General features: G+C 74.1%; 14 protein-coding genes and 1 pseudogene. 4 read left to right on the top strand and 11 right to left on the bottom strand.

All coding sequences use genetic code 11. From position 1 onward, the window contains the following. Nucleotides 1–322: 322 nt before the first annotated feature. The 7 genes from ACLFMI_RS04515 to ACLFMI_RS04485 all read right to left on the bottom strand — a co-directional run bounded on the left by ACLFMI_RS04515 (nt 323) and on the right by ACLFMI_RS04485 (nt 7,619). Nucleotides 323–907, bottom strand: coding sequence for a hypothetical protein (locus ACLFMI_RS04515; RefSeq protein WP_410946447.1), 585 nt, complete (start codon nt 905–907; stop codon nt 323–325). Nucleotides 908–944: 37 nt separating this feature from the next. Further along, nucleotides 945–1,097, bottom strand: a complete 153-nt coding sequence (locus ACLFMI_RS04510) for a hypothetical protein (RefSeq protein ID WP_410946446.1) — start codon at nt 1,095–1,097, stop codon at nt 945–947. Next, nucleotides 1,094–2,095 (bottom strand): DUF4142 domain-containing protein, encoded by a 1,002-nt coding sequence (locus ACLFMI_RS04505; protein WP_410946445.1) that lies wholly within the window; start codon nt 2,093–2,095, stop codon nt 1,094–1,096. The genes ACLFMI_RS04510 and ACLFMI_RS04505 overlap by 4 nt, the downstream gene beginning before the upstream one ends. A 29-nt stretch (nt 2,096–2,124) precedes the next feature. Next, nucleotides 2,125–3,531, bottom strand: coding sequence for a ferredoxin reductase family protein (locus tag ACLFMI_RS04500; RefSeq protein ID WP_410946444.1), 1,407 nt, complete (start codon nt 3,529–3,531; stop codon nt 2,125–2,127). 538 nt (nt 3,532–4,069) lie between these two features. Next, nucleotides 4,070–4,876, bottom strand: a complete 807-nt coding sequence (gene trpA / locus ACLFMI_RS04495; protein ID WP_410946443.1) for a tryptophan synthase subunit alpha — start codon at nt 4,874–4,876, stop codon at nt 4,070–4,072. Next, a complete protein-coding gene (gene trpB, locus ACLFMI_RS04490; protein WP_410946442.1) occupies nt 4,873–6,138 on the bottom strand; it encodes a tryptophan synthase subunit beta in 1,266 nt (421 codons plus the stop codon). Before trpB ends, trpA begins: the two co-directional genes overlap by 4 nt. Nucleotides 6,139–6,377: 239 nt before the next feature. Beyond that, nucleotides 6,378–7,619: a CynX/NimT family MFS transporter gene (locus ACLFMI_RS04485; protein ID WP_458788575.1), complete on the bottom strand. Its 1,242-nt coding sequence runs from the start codon at nt 7,617–7,619 to the stop codon at nt 6,378–6,380. A gap of 49 nt (nt 7,620–7,668) precedes the next feature. On the opposite strand from ACLFMI_RS04485, the gene ACLFMI_RS04480 reads away from it, so the two are divergent. After that, entirely contained in the window at nt 7,669–8,379 is a 711-nt protein-coding gene (locus ACLFMI_RS04480) for a FadR/GntR family transcriptional regulator (RefSeq protein ID WP_410946441.1), read from the top strand. A 224-nt stretch (nt 8,380–8,603) separates the two neighbouring features. Next, nucleotides 8,604–8,987 (top strand): annotated as a pseudogene (mscL, locus tag ACLFMI_RS04475) (large-conductance mechanosensitive channel protein MscL); the annotation flags it as partial. A 226-nt stretch (nt 8,988–9,213) separates the two neighbouring features. Here the strand turns inward: mscL and ACLFMI_RS04470 are convergent. Next, the gene (locus tag ACLFMI_RS04470; protein WP_410946440.1) at nt 9,214–10,770 is read right to left on the bottom strand and encodes a multicopper oxidase family protein; all 1,557 of its coding nucleotides are present in this window, start codon (nt 10,768–10,770) and stop codon (nt 9,214–9,216) included. Between the two features lie 126 nt (nt 10,771–10,896). Beyond that, a complete protein-coding gene (locus tag ACLFMI_RS04465) occupies nt 10,897–11,364 on the bottom strand; it encodes a hypothetical protein (protein WP_410946439.1) in 468 nt (155 codons plus the stop codon). A gap of 165 nt (nt 11,365–11,529) precedes the next feature. Between ACLFMI_RS04465 and ACLFMI_RS04460 the strand changes: the two genes are divergently transcribed. Beyond that, nucleotides 11,530–12,939: an APC family permease gene (locus tag ACLFMI_RS04460; RefSeq protein WP_410946438.1), complete on the top strand. Its 1,410-nt coding sequence runs from the start codon at nt 11,530–11,532 to the stop codon at nt 12,937–12,939. Nucleotides 12,940–13,018: 79 nt separating this feature from the next. On the opposite strand, the gene ACLFMI_RS04455 is transcribed toward ACLFMI_RS04460, so the two are convergent. Together ACLFMI_RS04455 and ACLFMI_RS04450 are read right to left on the bottom strand one after the other, a co-directional pair. Next, complete coding sequence (locus ACLFMI_RS04455) at nt 13,019–13,987, bottom strand: TIGR03557 family F420-dependent LLM class oxidoreductase (protein WP_410946437.1); 969 nt, start codon at nt 13,985–13,987, stop codon at nt 13,019–13,021. An 11-nt stretch (nt 13,988–13,998) separates the two neighbouring features. Further along, the gene (locus tag ACLFMI_RS04450) at nt 13,999–14,958 is read right to left on the bottom strand and encodes an NADP-dependent oxidoreductase (protein ID WP_410946436.1); all 960 of its coding nucleotides are present in this window, start codon (nt 14,956–14,958) and stop codon (nt 13,999–14,001) included. A 104-nt stretch (nt 14,959–15,062) separates the two neighbouring features. Between ACLFMI_RS04450 and ACLFMI_RS04445 the strand changes: the two genes are divergently transcribed. Next, a complete protein-coding gene (locus ACLFMI_RS04445; protein WP_410946435.1) occupies nt 15,063–15,755 on the top strand; it encodes a hypothetical protein in 693 nt (230 codons plus the stop codon). Nucleotides 15,756–15,850: the final 95 nt, after the last annotated feature.

Raw genomic sequence — 15,850 nt, 5'->3', positions numbered from 1 at the left:
TCGTCGCCGTCCGGGTCGGACGTGTGGCCCGGGAGGCCGGCCGCCGCCGGGACCGGTCCGGGTGCCCACCGGTCGTCGCGGCCCGGGTCGTGCTCCCATCCGGGCGACCGCGACCCGGGAATCCCGTCCGCCGGACGGGGGCCGGGGATCCCGTCGGCCGGGCCCCCGGGACCGGCCGCGGGCGGGAACCCGGCACCGGCCTCGGTCGGGACCGGTCCGAGGCCGACGTCGGGCGGGATCCGCGGGATGCCGTGCGGATCGGTGCCGTCTCGATCGACGTGCCGACCGGTCGAGTGGCGGGCGTGCGGGGTGCGGCGGCGCATCAGTAACCGCCCCCGGCGCCGGAAGCACCGGACCCGCCGGAGCCACCGGAGCCGCGGGAGCCGCCGGAGCCGTTGTCCGAATCGCGGTCCGGTGCGCCGTTGTCCGGGGAGGTCCCTGCGGCGGCGAACGGCCAGCTCTTCCCGTCGGCGGTGGCGGTGCCGAACCAGGCGGCCCCGTCGGTGCTGCCCTCGAGCGCGGCACCGTCCCGTCCGGCGAGCGAGAACCGGCCGTCCTGCACCGGCCCCTCCGACCAGGCCTCGATGCCCTTGTCCGGATTGCACACGTAGGCCCTGGCCTGCCCGTTCTCGACCGTCACCTGCACGGTGACCTCGTCGCCCGCGGTCCGGCCGGCGAAAGCCTTCGTGCCCTGCGCGGCAGCCGGTGCCGCGGGGGCGGGCTGGGCAGCCGGGGCCGCGGGAGCGGCCGGGGCCTCGCCGTAGCCGGTTCCCAGTGACCTTTCGCCGGTGCCCTGGTCGACGACCGGCGGTTCCGGTGCCGCGGTGAGGACGACGTTCATCCCGGCCACGCCCGCGCCGACGGCCGCGACCGCCGCCAGGGTGACCACGGGTCCGCTGATCCGCATGCTGGCTCCTCTCCTCTCCCCTCGACCGACCCGGAGGTCAGCCGACCTCGATCCGGACGGAGTCGAACGCGGGCGTCTGGCAGCCTCCGCCGTCCTCCGTGGCCTCGGAGAACGCCGGTTCGGGCACCGCGTCCGAGGCCTCCTGCGGGGTCGGCAGGATTAGGCAGGCGGTGCGGGAGTCGGGGGTCATCGGTGTCGGCTCCTCGGGGAGGTCCGCATGCGGTGCCGGGGAGCGGCCGCGGCAGGCGGGTCGGGGTGTCGGCCGGCCGGCTGTTCCGGCTCGGCGAGCGTGGTGGCGGGGACCGGATCGTCGGCGGGGACACCGACGGACGGGACGCGGGCGAGCTCGTCCCACGGGTCCGGTGGGCCGACCGGCTGCCCGGGCGGGGCGGGTGCGGCGCCGTCGCGGGAGCGCCGGGGCGCGGGGATCAGGCCGCGGACCGGACCGAGCGGGTCCGACCGACCGGGCGCGGCCGGGCGGCCACGCCGGTGCAGCGTGGTGACCAGCCCACCTGCGGCGAGCAACGCGAGCGCGACCACCACGGCCGGGACCACGATGTCGCCGGCGCTGCGGCCGTCGGCCGCGACCGGGTCGGGCGGCGCGGGCAGGCTCGAGTAGTCGACCAGTCCGGTGGACTCCAGGTAGCCGATGTGCCGGGTGACGTAGGCGTCGGCCTGGGTCGCGAACCGGCGCATCAGCTCGTTGCGGGTACCGACCCGCACCTCGGTGATCAGCGGCAGCACGCTGCCGTGCGCGCCGCGCAGGATCTGCACGAACTGCCGGTCGTAGTCGGTGCCGGTGCGCGCGGTCAGGTCGTTCATCCAGCCGATCTGCTGGTCGCTCGGCCTGCTCGGCAGCAGCACGCCGAGCTGTTCGGCGGTCGCGCGGACCTGGGTGTCCAGCTCGTGGTGCTCGACGCCGACTTTGCGGGCGACGTCGCGGACGGCGGGCGCACTGGCCTGCTGCTCACCCTGCTGGCCGGTCGGGCCCTCCCAGAGTCCGGCGAGGCGGACCTTCTCGAGCAGGTCGCGGTCGGCGGGGCCGAGCGGGCCCCACTGGGTCTGGGTCCAGCCCTGGCCGGACGCCGACGGCGTGCCGACCCAGGATTGGGCCAGCGCGACCGCGGCGACGGCGGCCAGCGCGATCAGGATCGACCAGCGCAGCGGGCCGGGGATCCGGCGGGACATGAGCGTCTCTCCTCGGGAAGCGGGGTGGTTCAGACCTGGGCGAACTGCTCGGTGTGCACCCGGTCGTCCGGGACGCCGAGCGAGCCGAGGGTGTCCAGCACGTCGGCGACCAGCTGCGGGCGGCCGCAGATGAAGTAGTCGAGTCGCGGGGCCGGGCGCCCGGGTGTGCTGCCGAGATCGGTGAGGACGGCGGCGAGCAACCCGGTGTCGATCGGACCGGTGGCACCGCCCCAGTCCCGCGACGGGCGTCGCAGGACCTCGGTGACCTGCAAATCCAGACACATCCGCAGGTGTGCGAGCTCGCCCCGGAACAGCAGGTCGGCGCGGTCACGGGCGTGCACGACGAGGCGGTACGGCCGCCGGTCGCCGCGGTCGGCGGCGGTGCGCAGCATGCTCATCATCGGCGTGATGCCGACCCCGCCGGCGATCAGCACCAGCCCGCTCGAGGGCACGGCGTCCGGAGTGAAGGAGCCGTACGGCCCGTCCACCCAGACCGCCCAGCCGCGGCGCAGCGTGCGCAGCCGGGACGCGAAGTCACCGGTGTGCCGCACGGTGAACTCGACGCGGCCGGAGTCGGCGGCGCTGGAGGCGATGGTGAACGGGTGTTCCTCCACCGCCGAGCGCTCCAGCCGCAGCCAGGCGAACTGGCCGGGAGCGAACCACGGGCCGGTGTGGCGGCCGCGGCGCTCCAGCACCAGGGTCGAGACCGTGGCACTCTCCGGCCGCACCACGACCACCCGGAACTCGCCGTCGTCGTTGACCAGCCCGCGCATGCCCCAGCGCAGCACCAGGACGACGAGCACCAGCAGGCCGAGCATCCCCAGCACCGGGCCGAGGACGGCGTCGTTGACCAGGTTGTTCAGCCACAGCACGTGCAGCGCCGCCCCGCCGACGACGAGCGCGGCCAGCGACAGGTGCACCCAGCGCCACACCTCGTGCGTGCCGCCCGGGCGGATCCCGCGCAACGCCAGCACGAGCAGCGTGCCGAGCGCGATCGTGGCCAGCGTCGCGGCCTGGCCGCGGCCGGGGGCGAGCATCGGCACCAGCAGCCCGACCCGGGACGGGTCGTCGGCGACCGCGCACGCCACGTGCAGCGCGACGAACACACCGGCCATCACGCCGAGCCGCCGGTGCAGCCCGAGCAGCGTCTCCAGTCCGAGCGCCCGGGACAGCGCCCGCACCCGGGACGGGAGCACCGCGACGACGACCATCCCGGACAGCGCGAGCAGGCCGGTGAGGACCGAGAGGTGGTGCAGCGGCGGCTGCGGACCGGCACGCAGCATCCAGATCAACGACGGCCCGACCAGCACCGCGACCAGCACGGAACCCCAGAACACCCGGGCACGGCGATGCGCCAGCCAGGTCTCGGATTCCGCCGGGTCGACGGCGTCGGTGCGTATCGGTGCGGTGACCGGATGCGAGCCGGAGCGGCTCACCGGGTGCCGGGCCGCGGCCCGGCGAGGTCGGTAACGTGGCGGGACGCCGCACCGGCGGACGGCGCCGCCGGGCGCGCTGCCCGGACGCCGGGGGCGCGTCCGGGCAGCGCGGGTCGGACGTGGGTCATCGGGTCACTTCCGGTGTTCGGGGAGCGGGCCGGGTGGGTGGCCCGGCCGCCGGATGCGACCTCGAACGGGGGAGCGGGTCGCGATCCGACGCCGACGACGATAGGAACCGGCCCGGACTCCGGTTGTGTTCCTGAGAGCCCCTGCCGCCGTCCGGGGCCGGCATCGAGATGAGCGGGACGCGATACCGCCGCCTGGAGTATCGGCTGCCCTCCGGACGCCGTCGGTGACTCTCAGGCGCCGACCGTTCACCGGCCGCCGCGTCGCTCACCGTCCGGGCGTGGCCCTCCGGCTACCGGTGCGGCCGGTGTCCGGAGCGACCCGGACCCGTGCGGGACCGCGAGCGGTCGCGCGGGCCCGCTCGGCCGGCGACAGCAGCACATGATCGGAGGGCTGGCCGGCCTGGAACGGCTCAGGCGGGAGCCGGTGTCCCCGCGCGGACGCCCTCGGCGAGCTCCCCGGCCAGAGCATGCACCGCGTCCGGCCCACCGGACTCCAGCGCCTGCACGAACGCCGTCCCGACGATGACGCCGTCGGCGTAGGAGGCGACGTCCGCGGCCTGCTCGGCGGTCCGCACGCCCAGCCCGACGCACACCGGCAGGTCCCCGGAGACCTCACGGCACCGGCCGACCAGCTCGCGGGCCTCGGCGCCGACCGAACGGACCCCGGTCACGCCCATCAACGAGGCGGCGTAGAGGAACCCCCGACCGGCCTCGACGGTCATCCGCAGCCGCTTCGGCGTGCTGGTCTGGGCGACCAGGAAGATCCGGTCCAGGTCGTGCTTCGCGGACGCGGCCAGCCAGTCCTCGGCGTCGTCAGGGAGGAGGTCCGGGGTGATCAGACCGGAACCACCGGCCGCGGCGAGGTCGGCGGCGAACCGCTCGACGCCGTAGCGGTCGATCAGGTTCCAGTAGGTCATCACGACGGCCGGCGCCCCGGCCTCGACCACGCCGCGGACCGCGGTGAACGCGTCCCGGGAGCGGGCGCCCCCGTCCAGCGCCTGCTGGGTGGCCCGCTGGATGACCGGGCCGTCCATCAGCGGGTCCGAGTACGGCAGGCCGACCTCGACGACGTCCACGCCGCCGGCGACCATCGCCCGCATCGCCTCGACCGATCCCTCGACGCTCGGGAAGCCGACCGGCAGGTAGCCGATCAGGGCCGCGCGGCCCTCCCGGCGGACCGCAGCGATCCGCTCGGCGACACTGGTACCCGTACTCACCGGACCTCCCCGTCGGTGTGGGCCTGACCCTGCTCGTCGAGCAGGTCGAAGTGGCGGGCGGCGGTGTCCACGTCCTTGTCGCCGCGCCCGGACAGGTTGACCAGCAGCAGCCTGTCGGGGCCGAGCCGCCGGCCCTCGCGCAGCGCGCCGGCCAGCGCGTGCGCGCTCTCGATGGCCGGGATGATGCCCTCGGCCCGGCAGAGCAACCGGAAGGCCTGCATCGCCTCGTCGTCGGTCACCGACTCGTAGCGGGCGCGGTGGATCTCGTGCAGCCAGGAGTGCTCCGGCCCGACGCCCGGGTAGTCCAGCCCGGCCGAGATGGAGTGGCTCTCCCGGGTCTGGCCGTCCTCGTCCTGCAGGATGAAGCTGCGCGAGCCATGCAGCACACCGACCTCACCGCCACCGATCGACGACGCGTGCCGCGGCGTGGTCACCCCCTCGCCGCCGGCCTCGAAGCCGACCAGCTCGACGCCGGTGTCGTCGAGGAAGGCGTGGAAGATGCCCATCGCGTTCGAGCCGCCGCCGACGCAGGCGCCGACCAGGTCGGGCAGCCGCCCGGCGAGGTCGAGCACCTGCTGCCGCGCCTCGACGCCGATGATCCGCTGGAAGTCGCGGACCATGGCCGGGAACGGGTGCGGCCCGGCGACCGAGCCGATCAGGTAGTGCGTGTCGGCCACGTTGGTGACCCAGTCGCGCATGGCCTCGTTCATCGCGTCCTTGAGGGTCCGCGAGCCGGAGGCGACCGGGCGGACCTCGGCGCCGAGCAGCCGCATCCGAGCGACGTTCAGCGCCTGCCGCTCGGTGTCGACCTGACCCATGTAGACGACGCACTCGAGGCCCATCAGTGCGGCCGCGGTGGCCGAGGCGACGCCGTGCTGGCCGGCCCCGGTCTCGGCGATGACCCGGGTCTTGCCCATCCGCCTGGTGAGCAGGGCCTGACCCAGCACATTGTTGATCTTGTGCGAGCCGGTGTGGTTGAGGTCCTCGCGCTTGAGCAGGATCCGCGCGCCACCGGCCTGCTCGGCGAACCGGGGGGCCTCGGTGAGCAGGCTCGGGCGCCCGGAGTAGGTGCGGTGCAGCTCGGCGAGCTCGGCCTGGAACGCCTCGTCGGTCAGCGCCGCGTGGTAGGCCTGCTCCAGCTCGTCGAGCGCCGCGACCAGCGCCTCGGGGACGTAGCGGCCGCCGAAGCGGCCGAAGTACGGGCCGGTCTGGTCGACCAGCCGCGCCGTGTCCCCGACCGGGGGGCGGGCGGTGTCGGTCACGAGAACTCCCTGACGGATGGGGTGGAAACCCCTGGTCGCGGGCCGGGCGGTGCGGTCGCCGCCCACCGGCGCGGGGCGCCGCCGACGGTACACCGCACCCCACGACTCCCCGCCCAGGCCACACCACCGGTCGGCGCCGCCGGCGGCCGCTCGGAGCGCTCCCGGGGGCACCCTCGGGCCCGGCAGAGACCAGGGTGCCCCTCGGGGCATCCGGGGGTGGTGGCGTCCCGGGGCGTGGCTCAGATGAAGCGCGGGCGCCCGGCGACCCAGCCCAGCAGCATCTCGGCGACGATCACGGCACCGAGCAGCGTCAGCGACGCCGTCCACGTCCCGGTGGCGGCGTGCAGCATCCCGAACAGGAACGGCCCGCCCGCGCCGACCAGGTACCCGATGCCCTGCGCCATCGCCGACAGGTCGGTCGTCTCGGCGACCTCCCGGGTACGCAGCGCGATCACGCCCAGCCCCAGCGGGAACACCGCCATGCCGACCCCGAGCAGCACCGTCCACAGCCACGGCGCGGCGGCGGGCGCGACCGCGAGGCCGATCACGGCGGCCAGCGAGCAGCAGGCCAGCCCGGCGATCCAGCCGGACTGCGACGTCCGGTTCAGCGCGATCGGCGGGATCAGGAAGCTCAGCGGGATCCCGATCAGGTTGACCGCGGCGAGCATCAGGCCGGCGTCGGTACGGGCGATGCCCTCGGAGACGAACAGCTCGGACAGCCAGCCCATCGCGACGTAGGCGACGCAGGCCTGCAGGCCGAAGAACGCGGTGACCACCCAGGCCAGCGGGCTGCGCAGCACCGAGCGGCGACGCTCGGTGGTGGCCGGGCGGACCTGGTCGACGGAGCCGTGCCGCGCGCCGAACGACCAGATCACCAGGGCGGCAAGCGACAGCGCGGCCCAGGCGCCGACGGCGCCGCGCCAGCCGCCGAGCAACGACTCCAGCGGCGGGGTCAGGGCGGCACCGATGCCGCCGCCTGCGGCCAGCGCGGCGGTGTAGATGCCGGTCACCCGGCCGACGGCGTGCGGGAAGGACTCCTTGACCACGGCCGGGATGAGCACGTTGCCGATCGCGATGCCGGCGGCGGCGACGAAGGTCCCGCCCAGCACGACCCACGGGCCGTCCACGATCCGCAGGATCAGCCCGGCGGTGAGCACCGTCAGGGCGAGCCCGATCGCACGGGCCGTGCCGAGGCGTCGGCCGAGCCAGGGCGCCGCGACCGCGGCCAGGCCGAAGCAGATCGTGGGGACGGCGGTGAGGATGCTGGCCCATGCCGGCGAGGCGCCGAGGTCGTCGCGGACCTCGCCGAGCACCGAGGCCATGCTGGTGACGGCCGGGCGCAGGTTGGACGCGGCCAGCGCCACCCCGACGACCAGCAGCGGGGTGCCGAGCAGGGCGGCATGGCGGGAACGGTCGACGCGCTCGGTGGTTCCGGTGGCGATGGTCCCCTCCGTGTGGGCCTCCTGCTCAGCAATACTCACGAAACGATATTGTTACAGACGTAGGATGTTTGAATGGGAGGATGACCCGGTGCCTCTGGTCACAACACGTCGCGGCAGCCTGGTCGACCAGGTGATCGCGCAGCTGCGAGACGCCATCTCGTCCGGCGAGTGGCCGGTCGGCCACCGCATCCCGCCGGAGGCCGAGCTCACCGCGCGGCTCGACGTCGGGCGCAACACCGTGCGCGAGGCCGTCCGGGCGCTCGCACACGGTGGGCTGCTGGAGGTCCGCCAGGGCGACGGCACCTACGTCCGCGCCACCAGCGAGCTGTCCGGGGCGCTGCGCACGCTGTGCGGGCCGGAGCTGCGCGAGGTCCTGGAGGTGCGCCGGACGCTGGAGGTCGAGGCCGCCCGGCTGGCCGCCGTCCGCCGGTCCGACGACGACGTCGCCCTGCTGCGCGCGGCACTGGCCGAACGGGACCGAGCGGTCGACGCCGTCGGACGGGCCGCACGCGTCGGGGAGCGGCCCGGCCCCGAGGCCGTCGCCCGCGCAGCCCGCGCCGACACCGACCTCCACACCACCGTCGTGCGGTGCGCGGGCAACGGCCTGCTCGCCGAGCTGTACCGGGGCGTGGTCGAGGCGGTCGCCGGGAGCGTCGCGACCACCATGCCGGACACCGTGGGCACCGACGAGGACGTCTCGCACGGCGGGCTCGTCGACGCGATCGCCGACCGCGACGTCGACCGGGCCGCCCGCGAGGCCGGCGACTTCCTGGACCGGCTGATCGACGGGACGAACTGACCGACCGCACCGGCTGAGCGATCGCACCGGCTGACCGACGGGAACGGCTTGGCCGACGGAACCGGCTGACCGCCCGCGGCGGGGTTCCGCTTGCCGAACGGCGCATCCCGCCTGCCGAGGACGGGCGCCCACGACGCGGTCACGGGCCGCGAGAGGATCACGAGCGGGTTACGGTACCCCGCCCGAACACCCTGCCCGAACGATCTTCTCGAGGAGCGCCCGGCGTGCTGAAGGGCTTCAAGGAATTCCTGCTGCGCGGGAACGTCATCGACCTGGCGGTCGCCGTCGTGATCGGTGCGGCGTTCACCGCCGTCGTCACGTCGTTCACCAAGTCGTTCCTCGAGCCGCTGCTGCGCCTGTTCTCCGGCGGCGGCGAGAACGCGATCCCGCCCGGCACCATCCCGCTGACCGACGAGGTCCAGCTCGACTACGCGAGCTTCCTCAATGCGATCCTCACCTTCCTCATCACCGCCGCGGTCATCTACTTCCTCGTCGTCTTCCCGATGAAGTGGCTGCAGGAGCGCCGCAAGAAGGGGCAGGAGGAGGACGCCGACCCGACCGACACCGAACTGCTCACCGAGATCCGCGATCTGCTGCGGGCACAGGCCGAGCGGGAGGCGGTGCGCGACGACGTGCCGACGACGGTGAACGGACACCGGGTGCCCGACCCGGCGTCGGTCCCGTCCGCCCCCGGCACGCGGCGGCCTGCCCCGCAGGGGACCGATCGGGGTTCCGGCGACGGCCACCCGGCCCGGGACACACCGGCCGGGTACACGCCCTACCCGGGCACCCCGCAGGAGACGGTCCGCCGCCGGCACGCCCGGTAGCGCGGGCCTACTCCGGGTCGTTGGCGGCCGCACCACCGACCCGGAACGGCGTGTGCACACCGTCGTACATCAGGTGCGCAACCAGGCCCTCCGACGGATGGGTCAGGTTGTGGCAGTGGTCCATCCAGATCCCCGGGTTGTCGGCCAGGAACGCGATCTCGTAGCTCTCACCGTCCGCGACGTCCAGCGAATCCGTCCACCACGGGCTGCCGGTCGCCGGGACACCGTTGCGGGACAGCACGACGGCGTGGTGACCGTGCAGGTGCATCGGGTGCACCTCGCCGCTGGAGTTGGTGATCCGCATCCGGACGACGTCGCCCTCGGAGACCACGTACATCGGGACGTCCGGCCACATCCGGCCGTTCACCGTCCACCACAGACCGGGCACCCCGTCGACGAACCCGGGCCGGCGTCCGACGTCGTAGGCGAACGTCCGGTCCGCGGCCGCCGGGTCGAAGCCGAGCGGTGCCGGGGTGCCGTAGCCCAGCGGGTCGAGAGTCCCGGGCGGCCGTGGCGACGGCGGCGCGACCGATCCACCGAGCACGACCGCCGAGCTGCCGCCGATCTCCACCCGGGCGCCGGACCCGTCCGCGGGCAGCGCGACCTCCAGGTCGGCCCGCCCGCCCGCGGTGACCAGCACCGACTCCCCCGTCACCAGGCCGGCGCCGAGGGTGTCCGTACCGTCGATCGCGACCAGCCGGTACGCCGCTCCGGTCACCCACGCCGCCGTCGGGGCGTTGTCGGTGTTGATCACCCGGACGCGGGCCCGGGACCCCGGCGGAGCGGGCACCACCACCGTCGGCCCCACCCCGTTGACCAGGCGGCGGCCGTCGTAGAGGTGGGTCGCGGCGACGACGTCGGCGGCCACCGCCGATGGGGCGGGCGGCAGCACCACCAGCGCGCCGTACAGGCCGCGCTGCATCTGCTCGTCGGCGACCTGGTGCGAGTGGTACCAGTACGTCCCGGCGTCGCGGGCGACGAACCGGTAGCGGAAATCCCCGCCGGGGGGCACGGCGTCCTGGGTCACACCGGCCGTGCCGTCGTCGCCGTTCGGGACGTCGACGCCGTGCCAGTGCAGGGTGACCCCGTCCGGGACGTTCTCGTTGACCAGCCGGACCGTCAGCATCTCGCCCTGGCGGACCCGGATCTCCGGTCCGGGCGTGGTCCCGTTGAGCGTGTACCCGTCGACCCGCTGCCCGGACGGCAGCACCACGGCCTCGCGGCGGGCGGTGAACGTGAGCGCGACGGCGGTCGGCGCGGTGGAGGTCTCGCGCAGCGTGTCCACCCCGCGGCTGTCCGGCACGTCGGGGACGCCCGCGTGGTCGGCGTGCCCGACGGCCGGTCCCCCACCGCCGTCGGCGACGCCCATGTCGGCGACCGAGTACGTCGCGGGCATCAGGCTGCCCCACCACAGCCACGCCACCGGCGCCAGCACCGCCACGGTCGCGAGCAGGGCCAGCGCGGTCCGCCGCCGACGTCGTCCGGGCCACGAGGCCGGGACGACCGGCGAGACCGGACCGCCCGGGACGACCGCCGTCACCGGGCCGACGCTCGGCACGGTCACGCCGATCCGGTCGACGGGATCGGCCGGCCCACGCGACGACGGCACGGAGGCACCGGTGCGGGGCGGCGACGGCTCGGTGCTGATGACGGCCCCCGGGTCGCGGTCGGAGGGGTTGCGGGTGCCGGGTCAGGCGGCGGGTTCGGCCAGCCGGGACGGCCGGCCGGAGCCGGGACGCTCCACACCGGGGACCCGGGCCGCGACGACGGCCACGACGAACAGCGCGAGCGCGTTCAGCCCGTGCAGCGCGCCGAGCCCGACCAGGCTGCGCCCGAGCATGCCCAGCAACACCTGCAGGACGACCAGCCCGACGATGATCCCGGCCCACTTCAGCCCGCCGCGGACCTGCGCGAAGAACGCGACGACCAGCAACACCAGCACGAACAGCGGGATCACGAGCTGGCCGTTGATCCCGTGCAGGGGGAAGCCGCCGACTCCGCTGAAGTCGGTCGTCTCGCTCTCCATGGCGGCCTTGTCGAGCACCCCACCGGTCTCGACCCAGGCGCTGAGCCCGAACAGCGCGTAGGCGATCGATGCGGCCTGGACCAGGACCCCGAGGGCGATCAGGTATGCGATCACGCGATAGGCGGTACGCATGAGCGCCTCCTCCGTCGTTGTGGTGGGCGGCCAGTGAACGGCCGGTGACCTCGGTGACGCATCGTCGAACGGGATGAAATCGTCCCGACTCGACAGTGCGATCCGGGCCCACCAGGCTGTCCGGACGCGGCGGGTACCCGAGCCGTCACGGAGGGGGGAGTACGGATGGCCGAGGCCACCGGCACGAACGAGGACCGGCCCGCGCTGAAGCGGGTTCTCGGGCCGAAGCTGCTGCTGCTGTTCATCATCGGCGACATCCTGGGAACCGGGATCTACGCCCTGGTCGGCCAGGTCGCCGAGGAGGTCGGTGGCGCCGCGTGGCTGCCGTTCCTGATCGCGTTCGCGGTCGCGATGGTCACCGCGTTCTCCTACCTGGAGCTGGTGACCAAGTACCCGGCCGCGGCCGGGGCGGCGCTCTACACGCACAAGGCGTTCGGGATCCACTTCCTCACGTTCATGGTCACGTTCGTGGTGATGTGCTCCGGGATCACCTCGGCCTCGACGGCGTCCCAGGCGTTCGCGTCGAACCTGGACGAGGGCTTCGGCCTCCAGCTGGGCGACGGCGGCATCCTGCTGATCGCGCTGGGCTTCATGGCGCTGGTCGCGCTGGTGAACTTCCGCGGCGTCGGGGATAGCCTGAAGGTCAACGTGGTGCTCACGCTGGTCGAGCTCTCCGGGCTGCTGCTGGTGATCCTGGTCGGGGTGTACGCGATCGCCGGTGGTGACGCCGACTGGTCCCGGGTGGTCGCCTTCGACACCCCCGAGGACAAGGGGGTGTTCCTGGCCGTCACCTCGGCGACCTCGCTGGCGTTCTTCGCGATGGTCGGCTTCGAGGACTCGGTGAACATGGCCGAGGAGACGCACGACCCGCGGCGGACCTTCCCGAAGATCATGCTCACCGGGTTGACGATCACCGGGATCGTCTACGTGCTGGTGGCGATCGTGTCCGTCGCGCTGGTACCGGTCGGGCCGCTGGCGGCCAGCGACACCCCGCTGGTCGAGGTGGTCCGGGCCGGCGCGCCGGGCGCCCCGGCGGACACGGTGCTGCCCTTCATCTCGATGTTCGCGGTCGCGAACACGGCACTGATCAACATGCTGATGGCGTCCCGGCTGCTCTACGGGATGGCCAGGCAGGCGGTGCTACCCAAGCCGCTGGGCCGGGTGCACCCGGGCCGTCGCACGCCCTGGGTGTCGATCGTCTTCACCACCCTGGTCTCGTTCGCGCTGATCAGCTACGTGTCGCTGGACTCGGAGTCCGACGTCGTCTCCGCACTCGGCGGCACCACCTCGTTGCTGCTGCTGGCGGTGTTCACCGTCGTCAACGTCGCGGTGCTGGTACTGCGCCGCGACCGGGTGGCAGCCGACCACTTCCGCGCCCCGCCCGGGCTGCCGGTCGTGGGCGCGGTCACCAGCCTCTACCTGGTGTTGCCGTTCTCCGGCCGGGACACGATCCAGTACGAGCTGGCCGGGCTGCTGATCGTCCTCGGGCTGGTGCTCTACGGGATCACGGTCCTGCTGAACCGCCGGCTCGGCGTGCAGCAGAAGACGATCGACCCCGCCACCCTCGAGGACTGACGCCGCCGTTCCCCGCCGAGACGCGGGCCAGGGCGAGATGTCGATCTCCGGACGGCCCCGGGCTGCATCTCGGCGGGGATCACCCCGCCGGACGGAGCGCGCGGACGCGGTCGGCGAGCTCGGTCTCGTAGAAGCGGAAGAAGCCCTCGACGTCCGGACCGGCGTTGATCAGCGCCAACCGGTCGTACCCGGCGTCGACGAACCGCTGCGCCACTTCCAGGTGCCGTGCGACGTCCGGGCCGGCACCGAAGGCGTCGCGGATGTCCTCGGGGCGGACGAACGCCGTCGCGGCCTCGAAGTTCCGCACGTCCGGCAGCTCGGACTGGACCTTCCAGCCGGTCGGGCCGAAGCGGAAGCGCTCGTACGCCGAGGCCACGGCCTCGTCCTCGGTCGGCGCCCAGGCCAGCGGGACCTCGGCCCAGCGGGCGCCGATGCCCCCGGCGCCGGCGTAGGCCTCCACCAGGTCGGTGCGCGGCTCGGTGACGAACAGGGCGTCGCCCAGCTCGGCCGCGATCCGCGCGGCCCGCGGCCCGCCCGCGGCCACGGCGATCCCCGGCAGCGTGTCCGGCAGGTCGAACACCTGCGCGTCGTCGATCGAGAGGTGCCGGCCGCGGTAACTGCGGTAGCCGCCGGACCAGAGCAGCCGGATGATCTCCAGTGCCTCCCGGAGCATCTCGTGCCGCACCCCGACGACCGGCCACCCGGCGCCCGTGACGTGCTCGGACAGCCGCTCCCCGGAGCCGACACCGAGGGTGAACCGGCCGCCCGAGAGCAGCGCGGTCGTCGCCGCCGCCTGGGCGATGATCGCCGGGTGGTACCGGATCGTCGGGCAGGTGACGCCGGTGGCGAGCTCGATCCGCTCGGTGCGGGTCGCGATCGCGCCCAGGATCGACCAGGCGAACCCGGAGTGACCGTGACTCTCGAGCCACGGGTGGAAGTGGTCGGAGATCTCGACGAAGTCGAAGCCCGCCCGCTCCGCACGCACGGCCTGGGCGACCATGTCCTGCGGGGAGAATCCCTCGGCGAAGAGCTTGTACCCGATCCGCACGCGGTGTCCCCTCACTCCTGCGGCAGCAGGACGATCTTGCCGGTGGTGTGCCGGCGTTCCAGCTCGGTGAAGGCCTCGCGCACCGCGTCCAGCGGGTACGCGCCGGCGATCGGGACCTCCAACGCCCCGTCGCCGACCAGGGCGGCCAGCGCCGCCATGTCCTCGCGGCCCGCGGCGGCGGTCGTGCCCGCACCCTGCACCCCGAACTCCTCGACCGCGTCGAAGTCGGCGATCGTGTTGATCCGGTCGGCGGGGACGCCCAGCTCACGGGCCATCGCGACATAGCCGCCGCCGTACAGGTCGATCCAGGCGTGCACCTTGTCCGGGGCCGCGGCGCGCACGTTCGCCAGGGTCTGCGCGGTGTCATCGCCGTAGGCCACCGGCGTCACGGCCATCGAGCGCAGCCGGGCGTGGTTGGCCGCCGAGGCGATCCCCACCACCTCGACGTCACGCATGAGCAACAGCTGCACCGCGATCAGGCCGACACCGCCGGCGGCACCGGACACCACGACCGTCTCCCCCGGACGCGGGTCGACCGCCTGCACCGACGCGACCGCGGCCATCCCGCTGACGTACAGCGCCCCCGCCGCACGGGGGTCGGCACCTGCCGGTCGCGGCAGCACCTGCTCGGCGGGCACGTCGACGTGCGTCGCGTGCGAGGCGCGCTCGCCGGTCCAGCCGAAGACGTCGTCGCCGGGGTCGAGTCCCTCGACGCCGGCGCCGGCCGCGACGACCACCCCGGCCCAGTCGCTGCCCTGCCCGGACGGGAACGTCACGGGCGCGGTGTCGGCGAACGCGCCCTGGCGGATCGCGCTCTCCGCCGGGTTGATCCCGGCGGAGAGCACCTCGACGAGCACCCGGCCCGGCCCCGGGTCGGGCACCTCGACGTCGGCCACGTACAGCTCGTCCACCGCGCCGTAGCGGTCGAAGCGCACCGCGCGGCCGGTCCTGGTGCTCGCAGACGTGCTCATGCACCCGGCGTTCCCGTTTCACGCCGCCGGACACGCCCCGATGCACCGGGTCACATCGGCCGCTGCGACGACGCGCCCTGGCCCGGATCGGTACGGTCGGCCCGATGAGCACTCCGGTGGCCGTGGTGTTCGCCGACGCCTGGACCCGGCCGTCGGCCGAGGACACCACCGACGACACCGAGTCGGTCGTCGCGCTGCTGCGCGGCAGCCGGCACGGGTTCGAGGTCCGTACGGCCGGCCCGGCCGGCGAGCGCCCGTTGCGCGACGCGCTGGCCGACCCCGACGTCGTCCTGTTCGCCTACCCCGGCGCCTCCGGCGACGACGAGACGGCGTTCCGTCGGCTGCGCCGGGACAAGGGCCCGATCCGGCGGTTCGTCCGGGGCGGCGGTCGCTACCTCGGCGTCTGCATGGGGGCCTTCCTGGCCGAGCGCGGATTCCTCAACCTGCTCGACGGCCGGGTGGACGAGTACTGGTCGCAGCCGGGCGCCACGATCACCAGCCCCGATCCCGGCCTGGTGACGGTGCACTGGCGCGGAACGGAACGGACGCTCTACTACCAGGACGGCGGCGTCATCGTGCTGCCGCGCCGGACCCGGCGGAACGCGGAGGTTCTCGCCACCTACCCCGACGGAATGATCGCCGCGGCGGTCACCCCATTCGGGTCCGGGGCGATCGGAATCGTCGGCCCGCATCCCGACGCCCCTTCTGCCTGGTTCGACGAGAACGATCTCCCGTTTCCCGGGGACGCCTCCGACCTGGGACGAGACCTGATCGACACGCTGATGGTGCACGGCTGAACCGTTCCCCGCTACGCAGCGCGGCGCCATTCGGTTCACCAGAATCACGGTGAGAGACCCCACCGGATTCCACACTTTCATCCGCGGCCATCACG

The sequence above is a fragment of the Pseudonocardia nantongensis genome, assembly GCF_046546495.1.
Classification (GTDB): domain Bacteria; phylum Actinomycetota; class Actinomycetes; order Mycobacteriales; family Pseudonocardiaceae; genus Pseudonocardia; species Pseudonocardia nantongensis.
This window is presented reverse-complemented; position numbering and strand designations above follow the sequence as displayed.

Excerpts from the sequence above, each read along its gene's own strand:
- ACLFMI_RS04510 (WP_410946446.1), bottom strand. The coding sequence starts at position 1,097 with ATGACCCCCGACTCCCGCACCGCCTGCCTAATCCTGCCGACCCCGCAG.
- ACLFMI_RS04450 (WP_410946436.1), bottom strand. The coding sequence starts at position 14,958 with ATGAGCACGTCTGCGAGCACCAGGACCGGCCGCGCGGTGCGCTTCGAC.
- ACLFMI_RS04515 (WP_410946447.1), bottom strand. The coding sequence starts at position 907 with ATGCGGATCAGCGGACCCGTGGTCACCCTGGCGGCGGTCGCGGCCGTC.
- ACLFMI_RS04465 (WP_410946439.1), bottom strand. The coding sequence starts at position 11,364 with ATGCGTACCGCCTATCGCGTGATCGCATACCTGATCGCCCTCGGGGTC.
- ACLFMI_RS04505 (WP_410946445.1), bottom strand. The coding sequence starts at position 2,095 with ATGTCCCGCCGGATCCCCGGCCCGCTGCGCTGGTCGATCCTGATCGCG.
- ACLFMI_RS04445 (WP_410946435.1), top strand. The coding sequence starts at position 15,063 with ATGAGCACTCCGGTGGCCGTGGTGTTCGCCGACGCCTGGACCCGGCCG.
- ACLFMI_RS04460 (WP_410946438.1), top strand. The coding sequence starts at position 11,530 with ATGGCCGAGGCCACCGGCACGAACGAGGACCGGCCCGCGCTGAAGCGG.